The 17,675-nt window shown below is 70.6% G+C and carries 10 protein-coding genes, 1 tRNA gene and 1 rRNA gene; 11 read left to right on the top strand and 1 reads right to left on the bottom strand.

Features of this window, described 5'->3' with window-relative positions; genetic code table 11:
• A 5S ribosomal RNA gene (rrf, locus tag ACFWUY_RS38470) occupies nt 1–94 on the top strand; the annotation flags it as partial.
• Nucleotides 95–98: 4 nt separating this feature from the next.
• Nucleotides 99–171: transfer RNA gene (locus tag ACFWUY_RS38465), tRNA-Thr, on the top strand.
• 106 nt (nt 172–277) lie between these two features.
• On the opposite strand, the gene ACFWUY_RS38460 is transcribed toward ACFWUY_RS38465, so the two are convergent.
• Nucleotides 278–2,923: a SpoIIE family protein phosphatase gene (locus ACFWUY_RS38460; protein WP_384121058.1), complete on the bottom strand. Its 2,646-nt coding sequence runs from the start codon at nt 2,921–2,923 to the stop codon at nt 278–280.
• Between the two features lie 269 nt (nt 2,924–3,192).
• Here ACFWUY_RS38460 and ACFWUY_RS38455 point away from each other — a divergent pair, with 269 nt between their 5' ends.
• The 9 genes from ACFWUY_RS38455 (at nt 3,193) to ACFWUY_RS38415 (ending at nt 17,613) form a co-directional block, all read left to right on the top strand.
• The gene (locus ACFWUY_RS38455) at nt 3,193–8,676 is read left to right on the top strand and encodes a HAMP domain-containing protein (protein ID WP_384121055.1); all 5,484 of its coding nucleotides are present in this window, start codon (nt 3,193–3,195) and stop codon (nt 8,674–8,676) included.
• Between the two features lie 294 nt (nt 8,677–8,970).
• Nucleotides 8,971–9,645, top strand: a complete 675-nt coding sequence (locus tag ACFWUY_RS38450; protein WP_057573893.1) for a two-component system response regulator — start codon at nt 8,971–8,973, stop codon at nt 9,643–9,645.
• 126 nt (nt 9,646–9,771) lie between these two features.
• Nucleotides 9,772–12,588 carry a DNA translocase FtsK gene (locus ACFWUY_RS38445; protein ID WP_384121053.1) on the top strand — a complete coding sequence of 939 codons (2,817 nt, stop codon included), beginning with the start codon at nt 9,772–9,774 and terminating at the stop codon, nt 12,586–12,588.
• Nucleotides 12,589–12,903: 315 nt separating this feature from the next.
• Complete coding sequence (locus ACFWUY_RS38440) at nt 12,904–13,728, top strand: helix-turn-helix domain-containing protein (RefSeq protein ID WP_384121051.1); 825 nt, start codon at nt 12,904–12,906, stop codon at nt 13,726–13,728.
• Nucleotides 13,729–13,818: 90 nt separating this feature from the next.
• Nucleotides 13,819–15,312: a 30S ribosomal protein S12 methylthiotransferase RimO gene (rimO, locus tag ACFWUY_RS38435; RefSeq protein WP_384121049.1), complete on the top strand. Its 1,494-nt coding sequence runs from the start codon at nt 13,819–13,821 to the stop codon at nt 15,310–15,312.
• The gene (pgsA, locus tag ACFWUY_RS38430) at nt 15,309–15,983 is read left to right on the top strand and encodes a CDP-diacylglycerol--glycerol-3-phosphate 3-phosphatidyltransferase (RefSeq protein ID WP_384121046.1); all 675 of its coding nucleotides are present in this window, start codon (nt 15,309–15,311) and stop codon (nt 15,981–15,983) included. The genes rimO and pgsA overlap by 4 nt, the downstream gene beginning before the upstream one ends.
• Nucleotides 15,980–16,501 (top strand): CinA family protein, encoded by a 522-nt coding sequence (locus ACFWUY_RS38425; protein WP_384121044.1) that lies wholly within the window; start codon nt 15,980–15,982, stop codon nt 16,499–16,501. Before pgsA ends, ACFWUY_RS38425 begins: the two co-directional genes overlap by 4 nt.
• Nucleotides 16,502–16,610: 109 nt before the next feature.
• Entirely contained in the window at nt 16,611–16,985 is a 375-nt protein-coding gene (locus tag ACFWUY_RS38420) for a helix-turn-helix domain-containing protein (RefSeq protein WP_384121042.1), read from the top strand.
• Between the two features lie 157 nt (nt 16,986–17,142).
• Nucleotides 17,143–17,613 (top strand): Dps family protein, encoded by a 471-nt coding sequence (locus tag ACFWUY_RS38415; RefSeq protein ID WP_384121040.1) that lies wholly within the window; start codon nt 17,143–17,145, stop codon nt 17,611–17,613.
• Nucleotides 17,614–17,675: the final 62 nt, after the last annotated feature.

The raw sequence follows: 17,675 nt of genomic DNA, 5'->3' as shown, positions 1-17,675 counted from the left end.
AACGCCCGGTTACATTCCGAACCCGGAAGCTAAGCCTTTCAGCGCCGATGGTACTGCAGGGGGGACCCTGTGGGAGAGTAGGACACCGCCGAACACCTGCCCTTTTAGCTCAGTCGGTAGAGCGTCTCCATGGTAAGGAGAAGGTCAACGGTTCGATTCCGTTAAAGGGCTCAGAGTAAGAAGGCCCCCGCCTTGTGGCGGGGGCCTTCTTGCGTTTTCAGGAGGAAAGAGGGCCTGGGTCGGCGATCCCTGGAGAAGGGATCGCCGACGTGGCGTATCAGCGGTCGTGCGGCTCTCGGATGCGCATCGCCAGGATGGCCATGTCGTCGGAGGCCGGGGCCTGGGCGAAGCGCTCCACCGCGCGCAGGACGCGGGCGGCGACCGCGCCGGCCGTCAGGCCCGTGCAGGTCTTGAGGACCTCGGCCAGTCCGTCGTCCCCCAGCATGCGGGTGCCCTCGCGGCGTTCCGTCACGCCGTCCGTGACGCAGAGGAGGACGTCACCCGGGTCGAGCGTGATCGTCTGCTCGTACAGCTCCAGGTCCTCCATGACGCCGAGGAGCGGCTGGGGTTCGGCCGACGGCTCCACCGTGCCGTCCGGGCGGAGACGGAGCGGGAGGGGATGGCCGGCGCAGACGAGCTTGAGGATCGCGGAGCCGTCCTCCTGCGGGCGCATCTCGCCGTACAGCAGGGTCAGGAAGCGGCTGCGGGCGCCCTCGTCGAGGATCGCCGCGTTGAGGCGCTCCAGGACGGCGGGGCCGCCGAAGCCCTCGCGGGCAAGGAGGCGCAGGGCGTGGCGGGCCAGGCCGGTGACGGCGGCGGCCTCGGGGCCCGTGCCGCAGACGTCGCCGATGGCGAAGCCGTAGGCGCCGTCGCGGATCGGGAAGAGGTCGTAGAAGTCGCCTCCGACCTCGTTGCCCTCGCCGGCCGCGCGGTAGATGACGTCGACCTCGACGCCCGGGATCTCGGGGAGGCCGGGCGGCAGGAGGCTGCGCTGGAGGGACTGGCTGATCGCCACCCGCTCCGAGTACAGGCGGGCGTTGTCCATGGCCAGGGCGGCCCGGCGCGAGAGGTCCTCGGCGAGCTCCAGGATCTCCTGACGGAAGTGGTCCTCCGAGGGCCTGCCGAGGGTCAGCATGCCGATGACCCGGTTGCGGGCGACCAGAGGCAGCACGACCGTCTCGCCGGCGACCACGCCGGCCGTGGCCAGAGTGGCGTCGATGCCGGAGGAGAGCGGGCTCATCGGGTGGTCCAGCGCGCGGACCGAGGCGGTGAGCGCGGCCCGGTGGGCGGCGTCGCCCGGCGCGGTCCAGACGCGGGCGCCGGGAGTCGGCACCGGGTCGGGCGGGGCGATGGAGGAGAGCAGGGCCTTGAGGCCGTCGATGCGGTCCTCGTCCTCGTGCAGGACGTACGAGAGGTACGGGTCGGAGGTCTGGTCGGCGATCGTGTAGACCGCGCACCAGGTGGCGAGGGTCGGGACCGTCATCTGGGCCATCAGGGCCAGCGTCTGGTCGCGGTCGAGGGTGCCGGCCAGGAGGTCGGAGGCCTCGACGAGGAAGCTCAGGGAGCCGCGGCGCAGGCGCTCCAGCTCGCCGAGGCGGGCCGACTCGACGGCCAGGGCGATGCGGTCGGCCGCGAACTGGAGTCGGAGGGCCTCTTCGTTGGAGTAGCGGTTCGCGCCCTCCGCGGCCACGCCGAGGGAGCCGGTGAGCCGGCCCTCGACCTTGAGCGGGACGGTGACGACCGAGCGCATGCCGGTGCCTTCGAGGAGCGGGACGGCGCCGGGGACGGCGGCCAGGTCCTCGTGGACGGCGGGCATGCGGGCGGAGCCGTAGCGGCTGGCGCCGGTCTCCACGGGGACGCGGGCGAAGCGCTGGCGGGCGGCCGGGAGGCCTGTGGTCGCCCGTACCTCCAGTTCCGTCTCGTCGTCCGTGGCGAGGAGGAGGAAGGCGGCGTCGCCGTCGAGCATGTCGCGGGCGCGTTCGACCGTGCGCTGGAGGAGGCCGTCGAGGTCGTCGGGGGCGGGGGAGCCGATGAAGACCTCGAAGGGGTCGGCGGTACGGCTCTCGGCTCCCGGCTCGGCGGCGGGGCGCTGCGGGGTCTGGAGGACGGCCCGCTCGTGCTCGCGCACCAGGAGGCAGACGGTGGACGGTTCGCCCTGGGCGTCGCGGACCCGGAGGTGTGAGGCGTAGACGGGGATGACGCGGCCGTCGGCGCAGCGGACGCCGTAGCTGCCCTCCCAGCGGGAGAGCCGGAGGGCCTCGGCGAGGCCGGTGCCGATGCCGGGGGTGTGGGGCCAGGCGGCGAGGTCGCCGAGGGGTTTGCCGGTGACCTGCTCGGAGGCGTAACCGAAGAGTTCCTCGGCGTCCTCGTTCCAGGCGGTGATGGCTCCGCCGCGGTCGATCTGGGCGACGGCGACGCGGACGCGGCTGTCGGCGACCGGGAGGAGCGCGTCGGGCAGGACGGGGCCCGCGGAGCGGGTGCCGACCGGGCGCCGGGGGAGGTCCAGGTGGAACCAGACGTGCTTGCGGGTGGGGGAGTAGTCGACGCCCCAGCGGTGGGCGAGGGCGGCGCAGAGCAGCAGGCCCCGGCCGTTCTCGCGGTCGGGGCTGCCGAGGGTGCGGCCGCTCTGGACCGGGATCTCACGCTCGGGGTAGCGGTCGGCGACCTCGACGCGGATGCTGTCCTCGGAGCGGAGGCAGAGGACCTCGGCGGAGGTGCCGGCGTGGATGACGGCGTTGGTGACGAGTTCGCTGGTGAGGACGACGGCGTCGTCGACGAGTTCGGGGTGTCCCCAGCCCTGGAGGGTGTCCCGGACGAAGGCGCGGGCGGCCGCGACGGACCGCCCGACGGGCTCGAAGCTTGCAGTCGCCCGCGCGGTGATCACAGCACTCCTCGTACGCGTTTCGACGCCCGGCTCTGCCATGCTCGGTCTGTCCCTCCCGCTGCCCGGTGGTCGTACGCGCACCACAACCGCCCCCGCCGGGCGGATCGGGGCGGTTGGACAGCCGGAAGCCAGGTTACTTACCTTCACTGCCCGGGGGGATGCCGGTCACGGTGATTCCGTCCCCCGGGGGTAGGGACGCTGAGCGAAGCTGCCGAACTGTTATCGCCTGGTCCGGTGGCGGTGAAACACTGGGCAGGCTACCGGTGAGAGCCGGAGCGGTACGGTCGACCCCTTTCGGGAGGGACACGGTGGAACCTGGCACGGCGGCGCGACGCGGCGGAGGCACGGGCACGCGCGCGAGGGGCGGGCGTTCCCGTGGGGGGACGGTGCAGGTGGACGCGGCGGCGCTGGAGCGGTTGCTGGCCGCGCTGGTGTCGATGCGGGACGGGAACCTCCGCAGGCGGCTCACGGTCTCGGGCGACGGGGTCATGGCGGAGATCTCCGCCGTGTTCAACGAGGTCGCGGACCGGCAGATGCACGTGACGGGGGAGCTGTCGCGGGTCCGCCGGGTCGTGGGGCGCGAGGGCAAGCTGTCCGAGCGCCTCGAGGCGGGGGCCAGCGAGGGGGCGTGGGCGGCGGCGATCGAGGCCGCGAACGCGCTCGTCGACGATCTGGCCAGGCCGGTGTCCGAGGTGGGGCGGGTGCTCTCGGCGGTGGCCGAGGGCGATCTCGACCAGCGGATGGACCTGCGTTCGGAGGGTGCCGACGGCGCGGTGCGGCCGCTGCGCGGAGAGTTCCTGAAGGTCGCGCGTACCGCCAACAACCTCGTCGACCAGCTGTCGGTGTTCGCCTCCGAGGTGACCAGGGTCGCCGTCGAGGTGGGTACCGACGGCAAGCTGGGCGGGCAGGCGCAGGTCCGCGGGGTGTCCGGTTCGTGGAAGGACCTCACGGACTCGGTCAACACGATGGCGAACCGGCTGACGGCGCAGGTGCGGGACATCGCCCTGGTGACGACGGCGGTCGCGGACGGCGATCTGTCGCAGAAGGTCACGGCGAACGTGGCCGGCGAGATGCTGGAGCTGAAGAACACCGTCAACCGGATGGTGGACCAGTTGTCGTCGTTCTCGTCCGAGGTGACCCGGGTGGCCCGCGAGGTGGGTACGGAGGGCGAGCTCGGCGGTCAGGCGGAGGTCGCCGGGGTCGCCGGTGTGTGGAAGGACCTCACGGACTCCGTCAACACGATGGCCGGCAACCTGACGAACCAGGTGCGGGGCATCGCCGAGGTGACGACGGCGGTCGCCAACGGCGATCTGTCGCAGAAGGTGCGGGTGTCGGCGCGCGGTGAGATCGCGCAGCTGGCGGACACCATCAACCAGATGACGAAGACGCTGCGGACGTTCGCCGACGAGGTGACCCGGGTGTCGGGCGAGGTCGGTGCCGAGGGTCTGCTCGGCGGCCAGGCGCAGGTCCCGGGGGCGGCGGGGACGTGGAAGGACCTCACCGACTCCGTCAACACGGTGTTCCGGAACATCACCACGCAGGTGCGGGACATCGCGCAGGTGACGACGGCGGTCGCCAACGGTGACCTGTCGCAGAAGGTTACGGTGGACGTGGCCGGCGAGATGCTGGAGCTGAAGAACACCGTCAACACGATGGTGGACCAGCTGTCGGCCTTCGGTTCCGAGGTGACCCGGGTGGCCCGGGAGGTCGGCGTCGAGGGTCTCCTCGGCGGTCAGGCCGAGGTGCCGGGAGCCGCGGGGACGTGGAAGGACCTCACCGACTCCGTCAACACGGCCTTCCGCAACCTGACCGGTCAGGTGCGGGACATCGCGCAGGTGACGACGGCGGTCGCCAACGGTGACCTGTCGCAGAAGGTTACGGTGGACGTGGCCGGCGAGATGCTGGAGCTGAAGAACACCGTCAACACGATGGTGTCGCAGCTGTCCTCCTTCGCGGACCAGGTGACCCGGATGGCCCGGGACGTGGGCACCGAGGGCCGGCTGGGCGGTCAGGCGCGGGTGGACGGCGTCTCCGGGCGCTGGCGGGAGCTCACCGACTCGGTGAACTTCATGGCCGGCAACCTGACCTCGCAGGTGCGGCAGATCGCGCAGGTGACGACGGCGGTGGCGCGGGGTGACCTGTCGCAGAAGATCGACGTGGACGCCCGGGGCGAGATCCTGGAGCTGAAGAACACCATCAACACGATGGTGGACCAGCTCTCCGCCTTCGCCGACCAGGTGACCCGGGTGGCCCGCGAGGTGGGCACGGACGGGCGTCTCGGAGGCCAGGCGCAGGTGCCGGGCGTGGCCGGGGTGTGGCGCGACCTGACGGACTCGGTGAACGGCATGGCCGGGAACCTCACCACCCAGGTCCGTAACATCGCGCAGGTCGCCACGGCGGTGGCGCGGGGTGACCTGTCGCAGAAGATCGACGTGGACGCGCGCGGCGAGATCCTGGAGCTGAAGAACACCCTCAACACGATGGTGGACCAGCTCTCGAACTTCGCCGAGCAGGTGACCCGGGTGGCCCGTGAGGTGGGCACCGAGGGCATTCTGGGCGGTCAGGCCGAGGTGCAGGGCGTCTCGGGCACCTGGAAGGACCTCACCCAGTCGGTGAACTTCATGGCGAACAACCTCACCATCCAGGTGCGGAACATCGCCGAGGTGACGACGGCCGTCGCCAAGGGCGACCTGTCGAAGAAGATCACGGTCGACGCCCGGGGCGAGATCCTGGAGCTGGTGACGACCGTCAACACGATGGTCGACCAGCTGTCGAACTTCGCGGACGAGGTCACGCGCGTGGCCCGCGAGGTGGGCACCGAGGGCATCCTCGGCGGCCAGGCGCGGGTGCGCGGGGTCACCGGGACCTGGAAGGACCTCAGCGACAACGTCAACCTGATGGCCAACAACCTGACGAGTCAGGTGCGGAACATCTCCCGGGTCTCGGCGGCGGTCGCCAACGGCGACCTGACGAAGAAGGTGACGGTCGAGGCGCGCGGCGAGGTCGCCGAGCTCGCCGAGACCGTCAACACCATGGTGACGACCCTGTCGTCCTTCGCGGACGAGGTCACGCGGGTGGCCCGCGAGGTGGGTACGGAAGGCGAACTGGGCGGCCAGGCACGGGTGCCGGGTGTCTCCGGCACCTGGAAGGACCTCACCGAGTCGGTGAACTCGATGGCCGACAACCTCACCGGTCAGGTGCGGCAGATCGCCGCCGTCACCACCGCCATCGCCAAGGGCGACCTCACCAAGAAGATCGACATCGACGCGCGCGGTGAGATCCAGGAGCTGAAGAACACCATCAACACGATGGTCGACCAGCTGTCGAACTTCGCCGAGGAGGTCACCCGGGTGGCCCGCGAGGTGGGCACCGACGGGCAGCTCGGCGGCCAGGCCCGGGTCCGGGACGTGGAGGGCACCTGGAGCGACCTCACCGAGTCCGTGAACGAGATGGCCGGGAACCTCACCCGGCAGGTGCGGGCCATCGCGGCCGTCGCCACCGCGGTGACCCGCGGCGACCTCAACGTCAAGATCGACGGTGTGGACGCGGCCGGTGAGATCCAGGCGCTCCAGGACAACATCAACACGATGATCTCCAACCTGCGCGACACCACCCTCGCCAACGACGAGCAGGACTGGCTCAAGAGCAACCTGGCCCGCATCTCCGGCCTCATGCAGGGCCGCCGGGACCTCGACGACGTGGCCTCGCTCATCATGAGCGAGCTGACGCCGGTGGTCTCGGCCCAGCACGGCGCCTTCTTCGTGGCCGTGCCGACGGGCTCCGGCCACAACGACGCCGAACTCGTCGGGGAGGGCGACGGCTCGTACGAGCTGCGGATGCGCGGGAGTTACGGATACTCCACCGGTTCCATGCCGACCTCGTTCCGGCCCGGTGAGACGCTCATCGGAACGGCCGCCGAGGAGAAGCGGACCATCCAGGTCAACGTGCCGCCGGGCTATCTGAAGATCTCCTCGGGGCTCGGGGAGGCCTCGCCCGCGCACGTGATCGTGCTTCCGGTGCTCTTCGAGGGCAAGGTCCTCGGCGTGATCGAGCTGGCCTCGTTCCAGCCGTTCACGCAGATCCAGCGGGACTTCCTCAACCAGATCGCCGAGCTGATCGCGACCACCGTCAACACCATCAGCGTCAACACCAAGACCGAGGTGCTGCTCCAGCAGTCGCAGGAGCTCACCTCGCAGCTCAAGGAGCGCTCGGCCGAGCTGGAGCACCGGCAGAAGGAGCTCCAGGGCTCCAACCTGGAGCTGGAGGAGAAGGCCGAGCTGCTCGCCCGGCAGAACCGCGACATCGAGGTGAAGAACACCGAGATCGAGGAGGCCCGGCAGGTCCTGGAGGAGCGGGCCGAACAGCTCGCCGTCTCCATGCGCTACAAGTCCGAGTTCCTCGCCAACATGTCGCACGAGCTGCGCACCCCGCTCAACTCGCTGCTCATCCTGGCCAAGTTGCTCGCGGACAACGCCGAGACCAACCTGACGCCGAAGCAGGTCGAGTTCGCGGAGACCATCCACGGGGCCGGGTCCGACCTGCTTCAGCTGATCAACGACATCCTCGACCTGTCCAAGGTCGAGGCGGGCAAGATGGACGTCTCGCCGACCCGGATCGCGCTCGTCCAGCTCGTCGACTACGTGGAGGCGACCTTCCGGCCGCTGACGGCGGAGAAGGGGCTCGACTTCTCGGTGCGGGTCTCGCCCGAGCTGCCGGCCACGCTCCACACGGACGAGCAGCGGCTGCTCCAGGTGCTGCGCAACCTGCTCTCCAACGCGGTGAAGTTCACCGACACGGGCGCGGTGGAGCTGGTGATCCGGCCGGCCGGCGCGGACGTGCCGCAGTCGATCCGGGAGCAGCTCCTGGAGGCGGGTTCGCTGCGCGACCCGGAGGCCGACCTGATCGCGTTCTCGGTCACGGACACCGGGATCGGGATCGCGGCCAGCAAGATGAGGGTCATCTTCGAGGCGTTCAAGCAGGCCGACGGCACGACCAGCCGGAAGTACGGCGGTACGGGCCTGGGGCTCTCGATCAGCCGGGAGATCGCGCGGCTGCTCGGCGGCGAGATCTTCGCCGCGAGCGAGCCGGGCCGCGGTTCGACGTTCACGCTGTATCTGCCGCTGACCCCGACGGAGCTGCCGCCGGGGTACGGGCAGGGGGCGCAGGACACGGACGATCCGCAGCAGGGTGCCGAGGAGGGGGCGGCCGGGGCCGTCCATCCGTTCCCGCACTTCCCGCCGTCGCCCGTACGGACGGAGGCGCGGTCCGGGGCAGGGGCGCTGTTCCGGCACCGGCGGAAGGCGGCGGCGGAGGCCACCGGGGTGCGGACGGCGGTGCCGGGGCAGTCCGGCAAGGAGGCCGGGGCGGACCGGGTGGAGCCGGAGATGGAGGTCGAGCCGCGTCGTACGTTCGGCTTCTCCGGCGAGAAGGTGCTCATCGTCGACGACGACATCCGGAACGTCTTCGCGCTCACCAGCGTCCTGGAGCAGCACGGGCTCGCGGTGCTCTACGCGGAGAACGGCCGGGAGGGCATCGAGGTCCTGGAGCAGCACGACGACGTGACGATCGTCCTGATGGACATCATGATGCCGGAGATGGACGGATACGCGACGACGACCGCGATCCGGCGCATGCCCCAGTTCGCCGGTCTGCCGATCATCGCGCTGACGGCGAAGGCGATGAAGGGCGACCGGGAGAAGGCGATCGAGTCGGGCGCCTCGGACTACGTGACCAAGCCGGTCGACCCCGATCACCTGTTGTCGGTGATGGAGCAGTGGATGCGGGGGGCGTGACTCCGAGCCGGGCCCCCCGCGGCGCTCCGCGCGGGTCCCGGCGCCTTCGCTGACGGGCTGTCGCCACACGGGTGTGAGAGGGCGGGATACGGGGAACCTTCTGGTCTCCCACCGCGTTTCAGGTACGTGCACAGTGACATCGCGGTGACAGGGTGTGGCGACGGGCGGGGTGCGGCTACGATGACCGGCACAAGGACGGACGGCGTTAGGGAGTCGTCTTCTGGGGCGGCGCCCGGTGCTTCTCCCGGTTCCGGGAGCCGGGGAGAGCCGTTGCCGGGACGAGGAGGACGGGGCATGGTGCAGAAGGCCAAGATCCTCCTGGTCGATGACCGGCCGGAGAATCTGCTGGCGCTGGAGGCCATTCTCTCCGCGCTCGATCAGACGCTGGTGCGGGCATCGTCCGGGGAGGAAGCGCTCAAGGCGCTGTTGACGGACGACTTCGCGGTCATCCTGCTCGACGTCCAGATGCCGGGGATGGACGGATTCGAGACCGCCGCGCACATCAAGCGGCGCGAGCGGACCCGGGACATCCCGATCATCTTCCTCACCGCCATCAACCACGGCCCCCACCACACCTTCCGGGGGTACGCGGCAGGCGCGGTCGACTACATCTCGAAGCCGTTCGACCCGTGGGTGCTGCGCGCCAAGGTCTCCGTCTTCGTCGAGCTGTACATGAAGAACTGCAAGCTGCGCGAGCAGGCCGCGCTGCTGCGGCTGCAATTGGAGGGCGGCGGCGAGGGCGGTCACGGCAAGGAGTCCGCCGGTCTCCTCGCCGAGCTCTCGGCCCGTCTCGCGGCCGTCGAGGAGCAGGCGGAGGCGCTGTCCAAGCAGCTCGACGACGATTCCGCCGACGCCGCGGCCGTCGCCACGGCCGCGCATCTGGAACGCAAGCTCACCGGGCTGCGTCGGGCCCTGGACGCGCTGGAGCCCGGAACCGGAGCCGCGCCGACGCTGCCGGCCCAGGGCTGACGTACCGTCACCGAGTCGGCGGGGCGCCGCTGCTCGACGTGATGAGGCGTCAGCTTCGCGCCGCCACAGAGACGACACGAACGGGTGAGGCGGACAGCCGGTCTCCACACCGGTAACCTCGGCACCATGGCTTCACGTACGTCCGGCAAGGGTTCCCAGGGCACGGCGGGCACCGCAAAGCCGCGCGCCGGCCGTACGGCGGGCGCCGCGAAGAAAGCGGCACCCGCGAAGTCCCCCGCCAAGCCGCCCTCGAAGAAGGCACCGGCCAAGAAGGCGGTGGCCAAGAAGGCCGCGCCCGCCAAACGCGCGCCCGCGCGCAAGCCCGTGCCCCGGCCCGCGCCCTCTCCCACCGGCGGTGTCTACCGGCTCGCGCGCGGCGCCTGGCTCGGTCTCGCGCACGCGGTGGGGGCGATGTTCCGGGGGATAGGACGGGGCGCCAAGGGCCTCGACCCGGCCCACCGCAAGGACGGGCTCGCGCTGCTCCTCCTCGGCCTCGCGCTGATCGTCGCCGCGGGCACCTGGTCCAACCTCCGCGGGCCGGTCGGCGACCTCGTCGAGATGCTGGTGACCGGCTCGTTCGGCCGGCTCGACCTGCTCGTACCGCTGCTGCTCGGCGCGATCGGCGTGCGGCTGATCCTCTATCCGGAGAGGCCCGAGGCCAACGGCCGGATCAGCATCGGCCTCTCCGCGCTCGTCATCGGTGTCCTCGGCCAGGTCCACATCGCCTGCGGTTCGCCGGGCCGCGGCGACGGCAGCGAGGCCATGCAGGACGCCGGCGGCCTGATCGGCTGGGTCGCCTCGCAGCCCCTCGTCTTCATGATGGGCGAGGTCCTCGCCGTACCGATGCTGGTGCTGCTCACGGTCTTCGGCCTGCTCGTCGTCACCGCCACCCCGGTCAACGCGATCCCGCAGCGGCTGCGCGCCCTCGGCGCCCGGCTCGGCATCGTCGAACCCGCGTACGACCCGGTCGAGGCGTACGAGGGCGACCAGGAGGGGTACGACGAGGAGTGGCGGGAGGCCCGGCCGCGGACCCGGCCCGTCCGGCGGCGCGGCGGCGGTCCGGCGGAGCCGTACGACGTGGACCGCGCCGAGGCGGAGATGCTGGAGCGGCGCGGCCGTTCGGCCCGGCGCCCCGCCGGGCGGTCCGCCTTCGACCACGGCCTCGACCCGGTGGACGTCGCGGCGGCGGCCGCCGCCGCGCTCGACGGCGCGGTGCTCAACGGCATGCCGCCGTCCCCGATCGTCGCCGACCTCACCAAGGACGTCACCAAGGAGGTCACCGCCGAGCGGAAGGCCGCCGTCGCCGCGGAGGCCGCCGAGGTCGTGGAAACCGGGGCGGCGGTCGCTCCCGTACCGCCGGCCCGTGGAGGGGACCAGCGGCCCGGCGGAGGCGTACCGGATCTGACCAGGCCCGCGCCCGAGCCGACCGATCTGCCGCCCCGGGCCGAGCAGCTCCAGCTGTCCGGCGACATCACGTACTCCCTGCCCTCGCTCGACCTGCTCGAACGGGGCGGGCCCGGCAAGACGCGCAGCGCCGCCAACGACGCCGTGGTGGACGCCCTCTCCAACGTCTTCACCGAGTTCAAGGTCGACGCGGCCGTCACCGGTTTCACCCGGGGGCCGACGGTCACGCGGTACGAGGTCGAGCTCGGCCCCGCCGTGAAGGTCGAGAAGATCACGGCGCTGACCAAGAACATCGCGTACGCGGTCGCGTCCCCCGACGTCCGGATCATCTCGCCGATCCCCGGCAAGTCCGCGGTCGGCATCGAGATCCCGAACAGCGACCGGGAGATGGTCAACCTCGGCGACGTGCTGCGGCTCGCCGCCGCCGCCGAGGACGACCACCCGATGCTGGTGGCGCTCGGCAAGAACGTCGAGGGCGGCTACGAGATGGCCAACCTGGCGAAGATGCCGCACGTCCTGGTGGCCGGGGCCACCGGCTCGGGCAAGTCCTCGTGCATCAACTGCCTGATCACCTCGATCATGATCAGGGCGACCCCCGAGGACGTCCGGATGGTCCTGGTCGACCCCAAGCGGGTCGAGCTCACCGCGTACGAGGGCATCCCGCACCTGATCACGCCGATCATCACCAACCCCAAGCGGGCCGCCGAGGCCCTCCAGTGGGTGGTGAAGGAGATGGACCTCCGCTACGACGACCTGGCGGCCTTCGGCTACCGGCACATCGACGACTTCAACCAGGCGATCCGGGAGGGAAAGATCAAGCTGCCCGAGGGCAGCGAGCGGGAGCTCAACCCGTATCCGTACCTGCTCGTCATCGTCGACGAGCTCGCCGACCTGATGATGGTCGCGCCCCGGGACGTCGAGGACTCGATCGTGCGCATCACCCAGCTCGCGCGCGCCGCCGGCATCCACCTGGTGCTCGCGACCCAACGGCCGTCCGTGGACGTCGTCACCGGCCTCATCAAGGCGAACGTGCCCTCCCGGCTCGCGTTCGCGACCTCCTCGCTCGCCGACAGCCGCGTCATCCTCGACCAGCCCGGTGCCGAGAAGCTCATCGGAAAGGGTGACGGTCTGTTCCTGCCGATGGGTGCCAACAAACCCGTCCGCATGCAGGGCGCCTTCGTCACCGAGCACGAGGTCGCGGCCGTCGTGCAGCACTGCAAGGACCAGATGACGCCGGTCTTCCGGGAGGACGTCACCGTCGGGACCCGGCAGAAGAAGGAGATCGACGAGGACATCGGCGACGACCTCGATCTGCTGTGCCAGGCCGCCGAACTCGTCGTCTCCACCCAGTTCGGCTCCACGTCGATGCTCCAGCGGAAGCTGCGCGTCGGCTTCGCCAAGGCCGGCCGGCTGATGGACCTGATGGAGTCCCGGAACATCGTCGGGCCCAGCGAGGGTTCGAAGGCGCGGGACGTGCTGGTCAAGGCCGACGAGTTGGACGGGGTGCTCGCCGTCATCCGCGGGGAGTCGGGCGCGTAGGTCTGTCTGGCGTAGGTCTGGCGTAGGCCTTCCGGGTGGGGCCGGGTGGGGCCGGACGGGGCAGGGCGGGTGTGGCGGCGGAGGGCCGGGGTATCCGATCGAGACCGGGTCGAGACTCACTCGTAAGGGAACGGAGGGCAACCGTTTCCCCTGGCCGTACGTCAAGTTGGACGGAGGGACAGAAGGATGTCCCGGCCTCATGACGCACAACCAGCCTCATGGCGTACAAACAGCACCCGCCCGGTTGCCCCACCCTTTCGTACCACCCATAGACTGAACGTCCAGCAGGTGGCTACACGCTCGAAAGGCGCTCTCGTGTCCATCGGCAACTCCCCCGAAGACGACCGGACCTTCCCGGCAGACGACCGGGACTCGATCGGTCGCGCTCTCCAGCAGACCCGCGTCGCCGCCGGTCTCACCGTCGAAGAGGTCAGTGCCTCCACCCGTGTCCGGATCCCGATCGTGCACGCGATCGAGGAGGACGACTTCTCGCGCTGCGGCGGCGACGTCTACGCCCGCGGGCACATCCGCACCCTCGCGCGCGCCGTCGGTCTCGATCCGGCTCCGCTGATCGAGCAGTACGACGCCGAGCACGGTGGCCGTCCCGCACCCACCCCCGCCGCCCCGCTGTTCGAGGCGGAACGCATCCGCCCCGAGCCGCGCCGGCCCAACTGGACCGCCGCGATGGTCGCGGCCATCGTCGCCGTCGTCGGTTTCGTCGGCTTCACGATGTTCAACGGCAACGAGGCGCCGAAGGGCGCCACCACCGCCGACGGCGGCCCGGCGCCCGCGCCGGAGAAGGCCACCTCCGCCGCCAAGCCGAAGCCCGTCAAGCCCGCCCCCAAGCCCACCGAGAGCGCCATCGCCGCCGTCCCGCAGGACAAGGTGACGATCAAGCTCTCCGCGACCGACGGCAAGAGCTGGATCTCGGCCAAGGGCCACGACGGCAAGCTGCTCTTCGACGGCCTCCTCCTCGAGGGCGAGTCGAAGACCTTCCAGGACGACGAGCGCATCGACCTGGTGCTCGGCAACGCCGGCGCGATCGAGCTCCACGTGAACGGCAAGAAGATCGCGGACAAGTTCGAATCCGGCCAGGTCGAGCGGCTCACCTACACCAAGGGCGACCCCGAGGCGGGCTGAGCCCCGTGATCCGGCCCCCGATGTGACCTCTGTCGCGCAGGTGAACCCTGCGCGACGGGGGAACGGCCGGGACGAAGTACCCTTGAGCCCATGCCCGAACGCCGTACCGTCGCCCTTGTCACTCTTGGCTGCGCCCGTAACGAGGTGGACTCGGAGGAGCTCGCAGGCCGCTTGGCAGCGGACGGCTGGGAGCTCGTCGAGAACGCCGAGGACGCGGACGTCGCCGTCGTCAACACCTGCGGATTCGTCGAGGCCGCCAAGAAGGACTCCGTCGACGCCCTGCTCGAAGCCAATGATCTGAAGGACCACGGCAGGACCCAGGCCGTGGTCGCCGTCGGCTGTATGGCCGAGCGGTACGGCAAGGAGCTCGCCGAAGCCCTCCCGGAGGCCGACGGCGTCCTCGGCTTCGACGACTACTCCGACATCTCCAACCGCCTCCAGACCATCCTCAGCGGTGGCAGTGTCGAGGCGCACACCCCGCGTGACCGGCGCAAGCTGCTGCCGCTGTCGCCCGTGGAGCGCCAGGAGGCCGCCGCGGCCGTGGCCCTGCCCGGACACGGCGACGCCGCCGTGGCCCCCGTCGACGCGCCGGCCGACCTCCCCGACGGTCTCGCGCCCGCCTCCGGGCCGCGCGCACCGCTCCGTCGCCGCCTGGACACCAGCCCCGTCGCCTCCGTGAAGCTGGCCTCCGGCTGCGACCGGCGCTGCTCCTTCTGCGCCATCCCCTCCTTCCGCGGCTCCTTCGTCTCGCGCCGTCCCTCGGACGTCCTGAACGAGACGCGCTGGCTCGCCGAGCAGGGGGTGAAGGAGGTCATGCTGGTCTCCGAGAACAACACCTCCTACGGCAAGGACCTCGGTGACATCCGGCTCCTGGAGAGCCTGCTGCCCGAGCTCGCCGCCGTGGACGGCATCGAGCGCGTCCGCGTCAGCTACCTCCAGCCGGCCGAGATGCGCCCGGGCCTGATCGACGTCCTCACCTCGACCGAGAAGGTCGTGCCCTACTTCGACCTGTCCTTCCAGCACAGCGCCCCGGACGTGCTGCGGGCCATGCGCCGCTTCGGCGACACCGACCGCTTCCTGGAGCTCCTGGAGACCATCCGCTCCAAGGCCCCGACGGCCGGTGCCCGCTCCAACTTCATCGTCGGCTTCCCCGGCGAGACCGAGGCGGACTTCGCCGAGCTGGAACGCTTCGTCACCCACGCGCGGCTCGACGCCATCGGCGTCTTCGGCTACTCCGACGAGGACGGCACCGAGGCCGCCACGTACGAGCACAAGCTCGACCAGGACGTCGTCGACGCGCGGCTCGCCCACCTCTCCCGGCTCGCCGAGGAGCTCACCGCGCAGCGCGCGGAGGAGCGGATCGGAGAGACCCTTGAGGTACTGGTCGAGTCCGTGGACGAGGAGGACGGCGTGATCGGCCGCGCCGCCCACCAGGCCCCCGAGACCGACGGGCAGGTGGTCCTCACCACGGCCGGCGGCGAGAATCCCGACCTGGCCCCGGGCCGTATGGTCAGTGCCAAGGTCGTCGGCACGGAAGGCGTCGACCTGGTGGCCGAGTGTCTTTTCGAGGAGGCAGGCAGATGACCGGAGTCCCGGCATCCGCGACGGGCGGGACCGGTAGGCCGGCGCCCCGCGGCAAGCTGGGCGCGGCGGCCGTCAACCAGGCCAGCCTGTGGAACATCGCCAACATCCTGACCATGATCCGGCTCGTGCTCGTACCGGGCTTCGTGCTGCTGCTCCTCCAGGACGGCGGGCACGACCCCGCGTGGCGCGCCTGGGCGTGGGCGGCGTTCGCCGTCGCCATGATCACGGACGTCTTCGACGGGCACCTCGCCCGCACGTACAACCTGGTCACGGACTTCGGGAAGATCGCCGACCCGATCGCCGACAAGGCGATCATGGCGGCCGGACTGATCTCTCTGTCCTGGCTCGGGGACCTGCCCTGGTGGGTGACCGGGATCATCCTGGCCCGGGAGCTGGGGATCACCCTGATGCGGTTCTGGGTGATCCGGCACGGGGTCATTCCCGCCAGCCGCGGCGGCAAGATGAAGACGCTCGCCCAGGGCACGGCGGTGGGCATGTACGTGCTGATGCTCACGGGGCCGCTGGCCACCCTGCGCTTCTGGGTGATGGCGGTGGCCGTCGTGCTGACGGTCGTCACCGGTCTGGACTACGTACGACAGGCGGTCGTGCTGCGGCGCCAGGGGCTCGCGGAGGAGCGGGCGGCCGCGCGGTCGGAGACGGCGACGCGATGACCGCGGCCGCCCGGGTGCTGACGCTGCTCGCGGAGCGCGGTCAGACGCTGGCCGCCGCGGAGTCCCTCACGGGGGGTCTCGTGGCCGCGGAGCTCACCGGGGTGCCCGGGGCCTCGGCCTCCTTCCGGGGGTCCGTGACGGCCTACGCGACGCCCCTGAAGCAGGATCTGCTGGGGGTCGACGGGCCCCTGCTCGCGGAGCGCGGTGCGGTGGATCCCGAGGTCGCGCTACAGATGGCGGCCGGTGTGCGGGACCGGCTCGGCGCCGACTGGGGGGTCTCGACGACCGGGGTCGCGGGGCCCGACCCGCAGGACGGAAAAGCGGTCGGAACCGTCTACGTGGCCGTGGCGGGACCGGTCGCGACCGGCGCCGGCGCAGGGAAAGTCGTCTCGTTGCGGTTGAACGGCGACCGGGCGGACATCCGTAGAGAGAGTGTACGGAGCGTGCTGGAACTGCTCCATGAGGAACTCTCGGGAAATGCGCGGGCACAGGATACGGAACACAACGGGGGGAATTGATGTTTGCAGCCCTGAGTGAACACGACATCGCTCCCCGCACAGCCGCAGCGCGAGGCGGTACGGTGGGGCGTGAAGGATGCGGCTACGCGGTCCGAGGAGGGAGCCACCGATGATTCTGCTCCGTCGCCTGTTGGGTGACGTGCTGCGTCGGCAGCGCCAGCGCCAGGGCCGTACTCTGCGCGAAGTCTCCTCGTCCGCCCGAGTCTCGCTCGGCTATCTCTCCGAGGTGGAGCGGGGGCAGAAGGAGGCTTCCTCCGAGCTGCTCTCCGCGATCTGCGACGCGCTGGACGTACGGATGTCCGAGCTCATGCGTGAAGTGAGCGACGAGCTGTCACTGGCTGAACTGGCCGAGTCGGCAGCGGCGAGCGAACCGGTACCGACGCCGGTGCGCCCGATGCTCAATTCGGTGTCGGTGACGGGTGTGGCCACCGAGCGGGTGACCATCAAGGCGCCCGCGGAAGCGGTCGACGTCGTCGCTGCCTGAACCGCACGGGAAGAAGCCCCGGTCGGTGCCCCCTTCGCGGGGCACCGACCGGGGCTTTTCCCATTTTCTGTTGTATTCGGGCGGGTTCGTTTGAGATGCCGGGTTCCGGTCATGCGTGCCATGGTGGGAGAACGTTCGACTGGTTGGAGATTTCGCAATGTCTGTCGTGAAGAGCCCGTTGTCCGAGACCGACCTCAAGACGGTCGGCGAAGCGCTCCAGGGGGCGCTGGTCGACCTCGTCGACCTCGCCCTGGTCGCCAAGCAGGTGCACTGGAACGTCGTCGGACCGCGCTTCCGCTCCGTCCACCTCCAGTTGGACGAGGTGGTCGACACCGCCCGGCTGCACTCCGACACCGTGGCCGAGCGTGCCTCCGCCCTCGGCGTCAACCCGGACGGGCGCTCGGCGACGGTGTCCTCCTCCAGCGCGATCGGAACGGTGCCGGAAGGCTGGATCAAGGACGTGGAGGCGGTCCAGATCCTCGTCGCCGCGCTCGGGGCCGTGATCACCCGGATGCGTGAACGCGTCGAGGCGACCGCCGATCCCGACCCGGTCAGCCAGGACATCCTGATCGCCGTGACGGGCGAACTCGAGAAGCACGCGTGGATGTTCACCGCGGAGAGTGTCTGACGTGGTCAGGGGCGTATAGGGGTTCTGACCTGCACAGGAACCCATAACATGACGTCTCGGAA

The organism is Streptomyces sp. NPDC058664, from assembly GCF_042716635.1.
Lineage (GTDB): Bacteria > Actinomycetota > Actinomycetes > Streptomycetales > Streptomycetaceae > Streptomyces.
The sequence above is the reverse complement of the archived record's forward strand: the minus strand, read 5'-3'. Positions and strand labels throughout refer to the sequence as shown.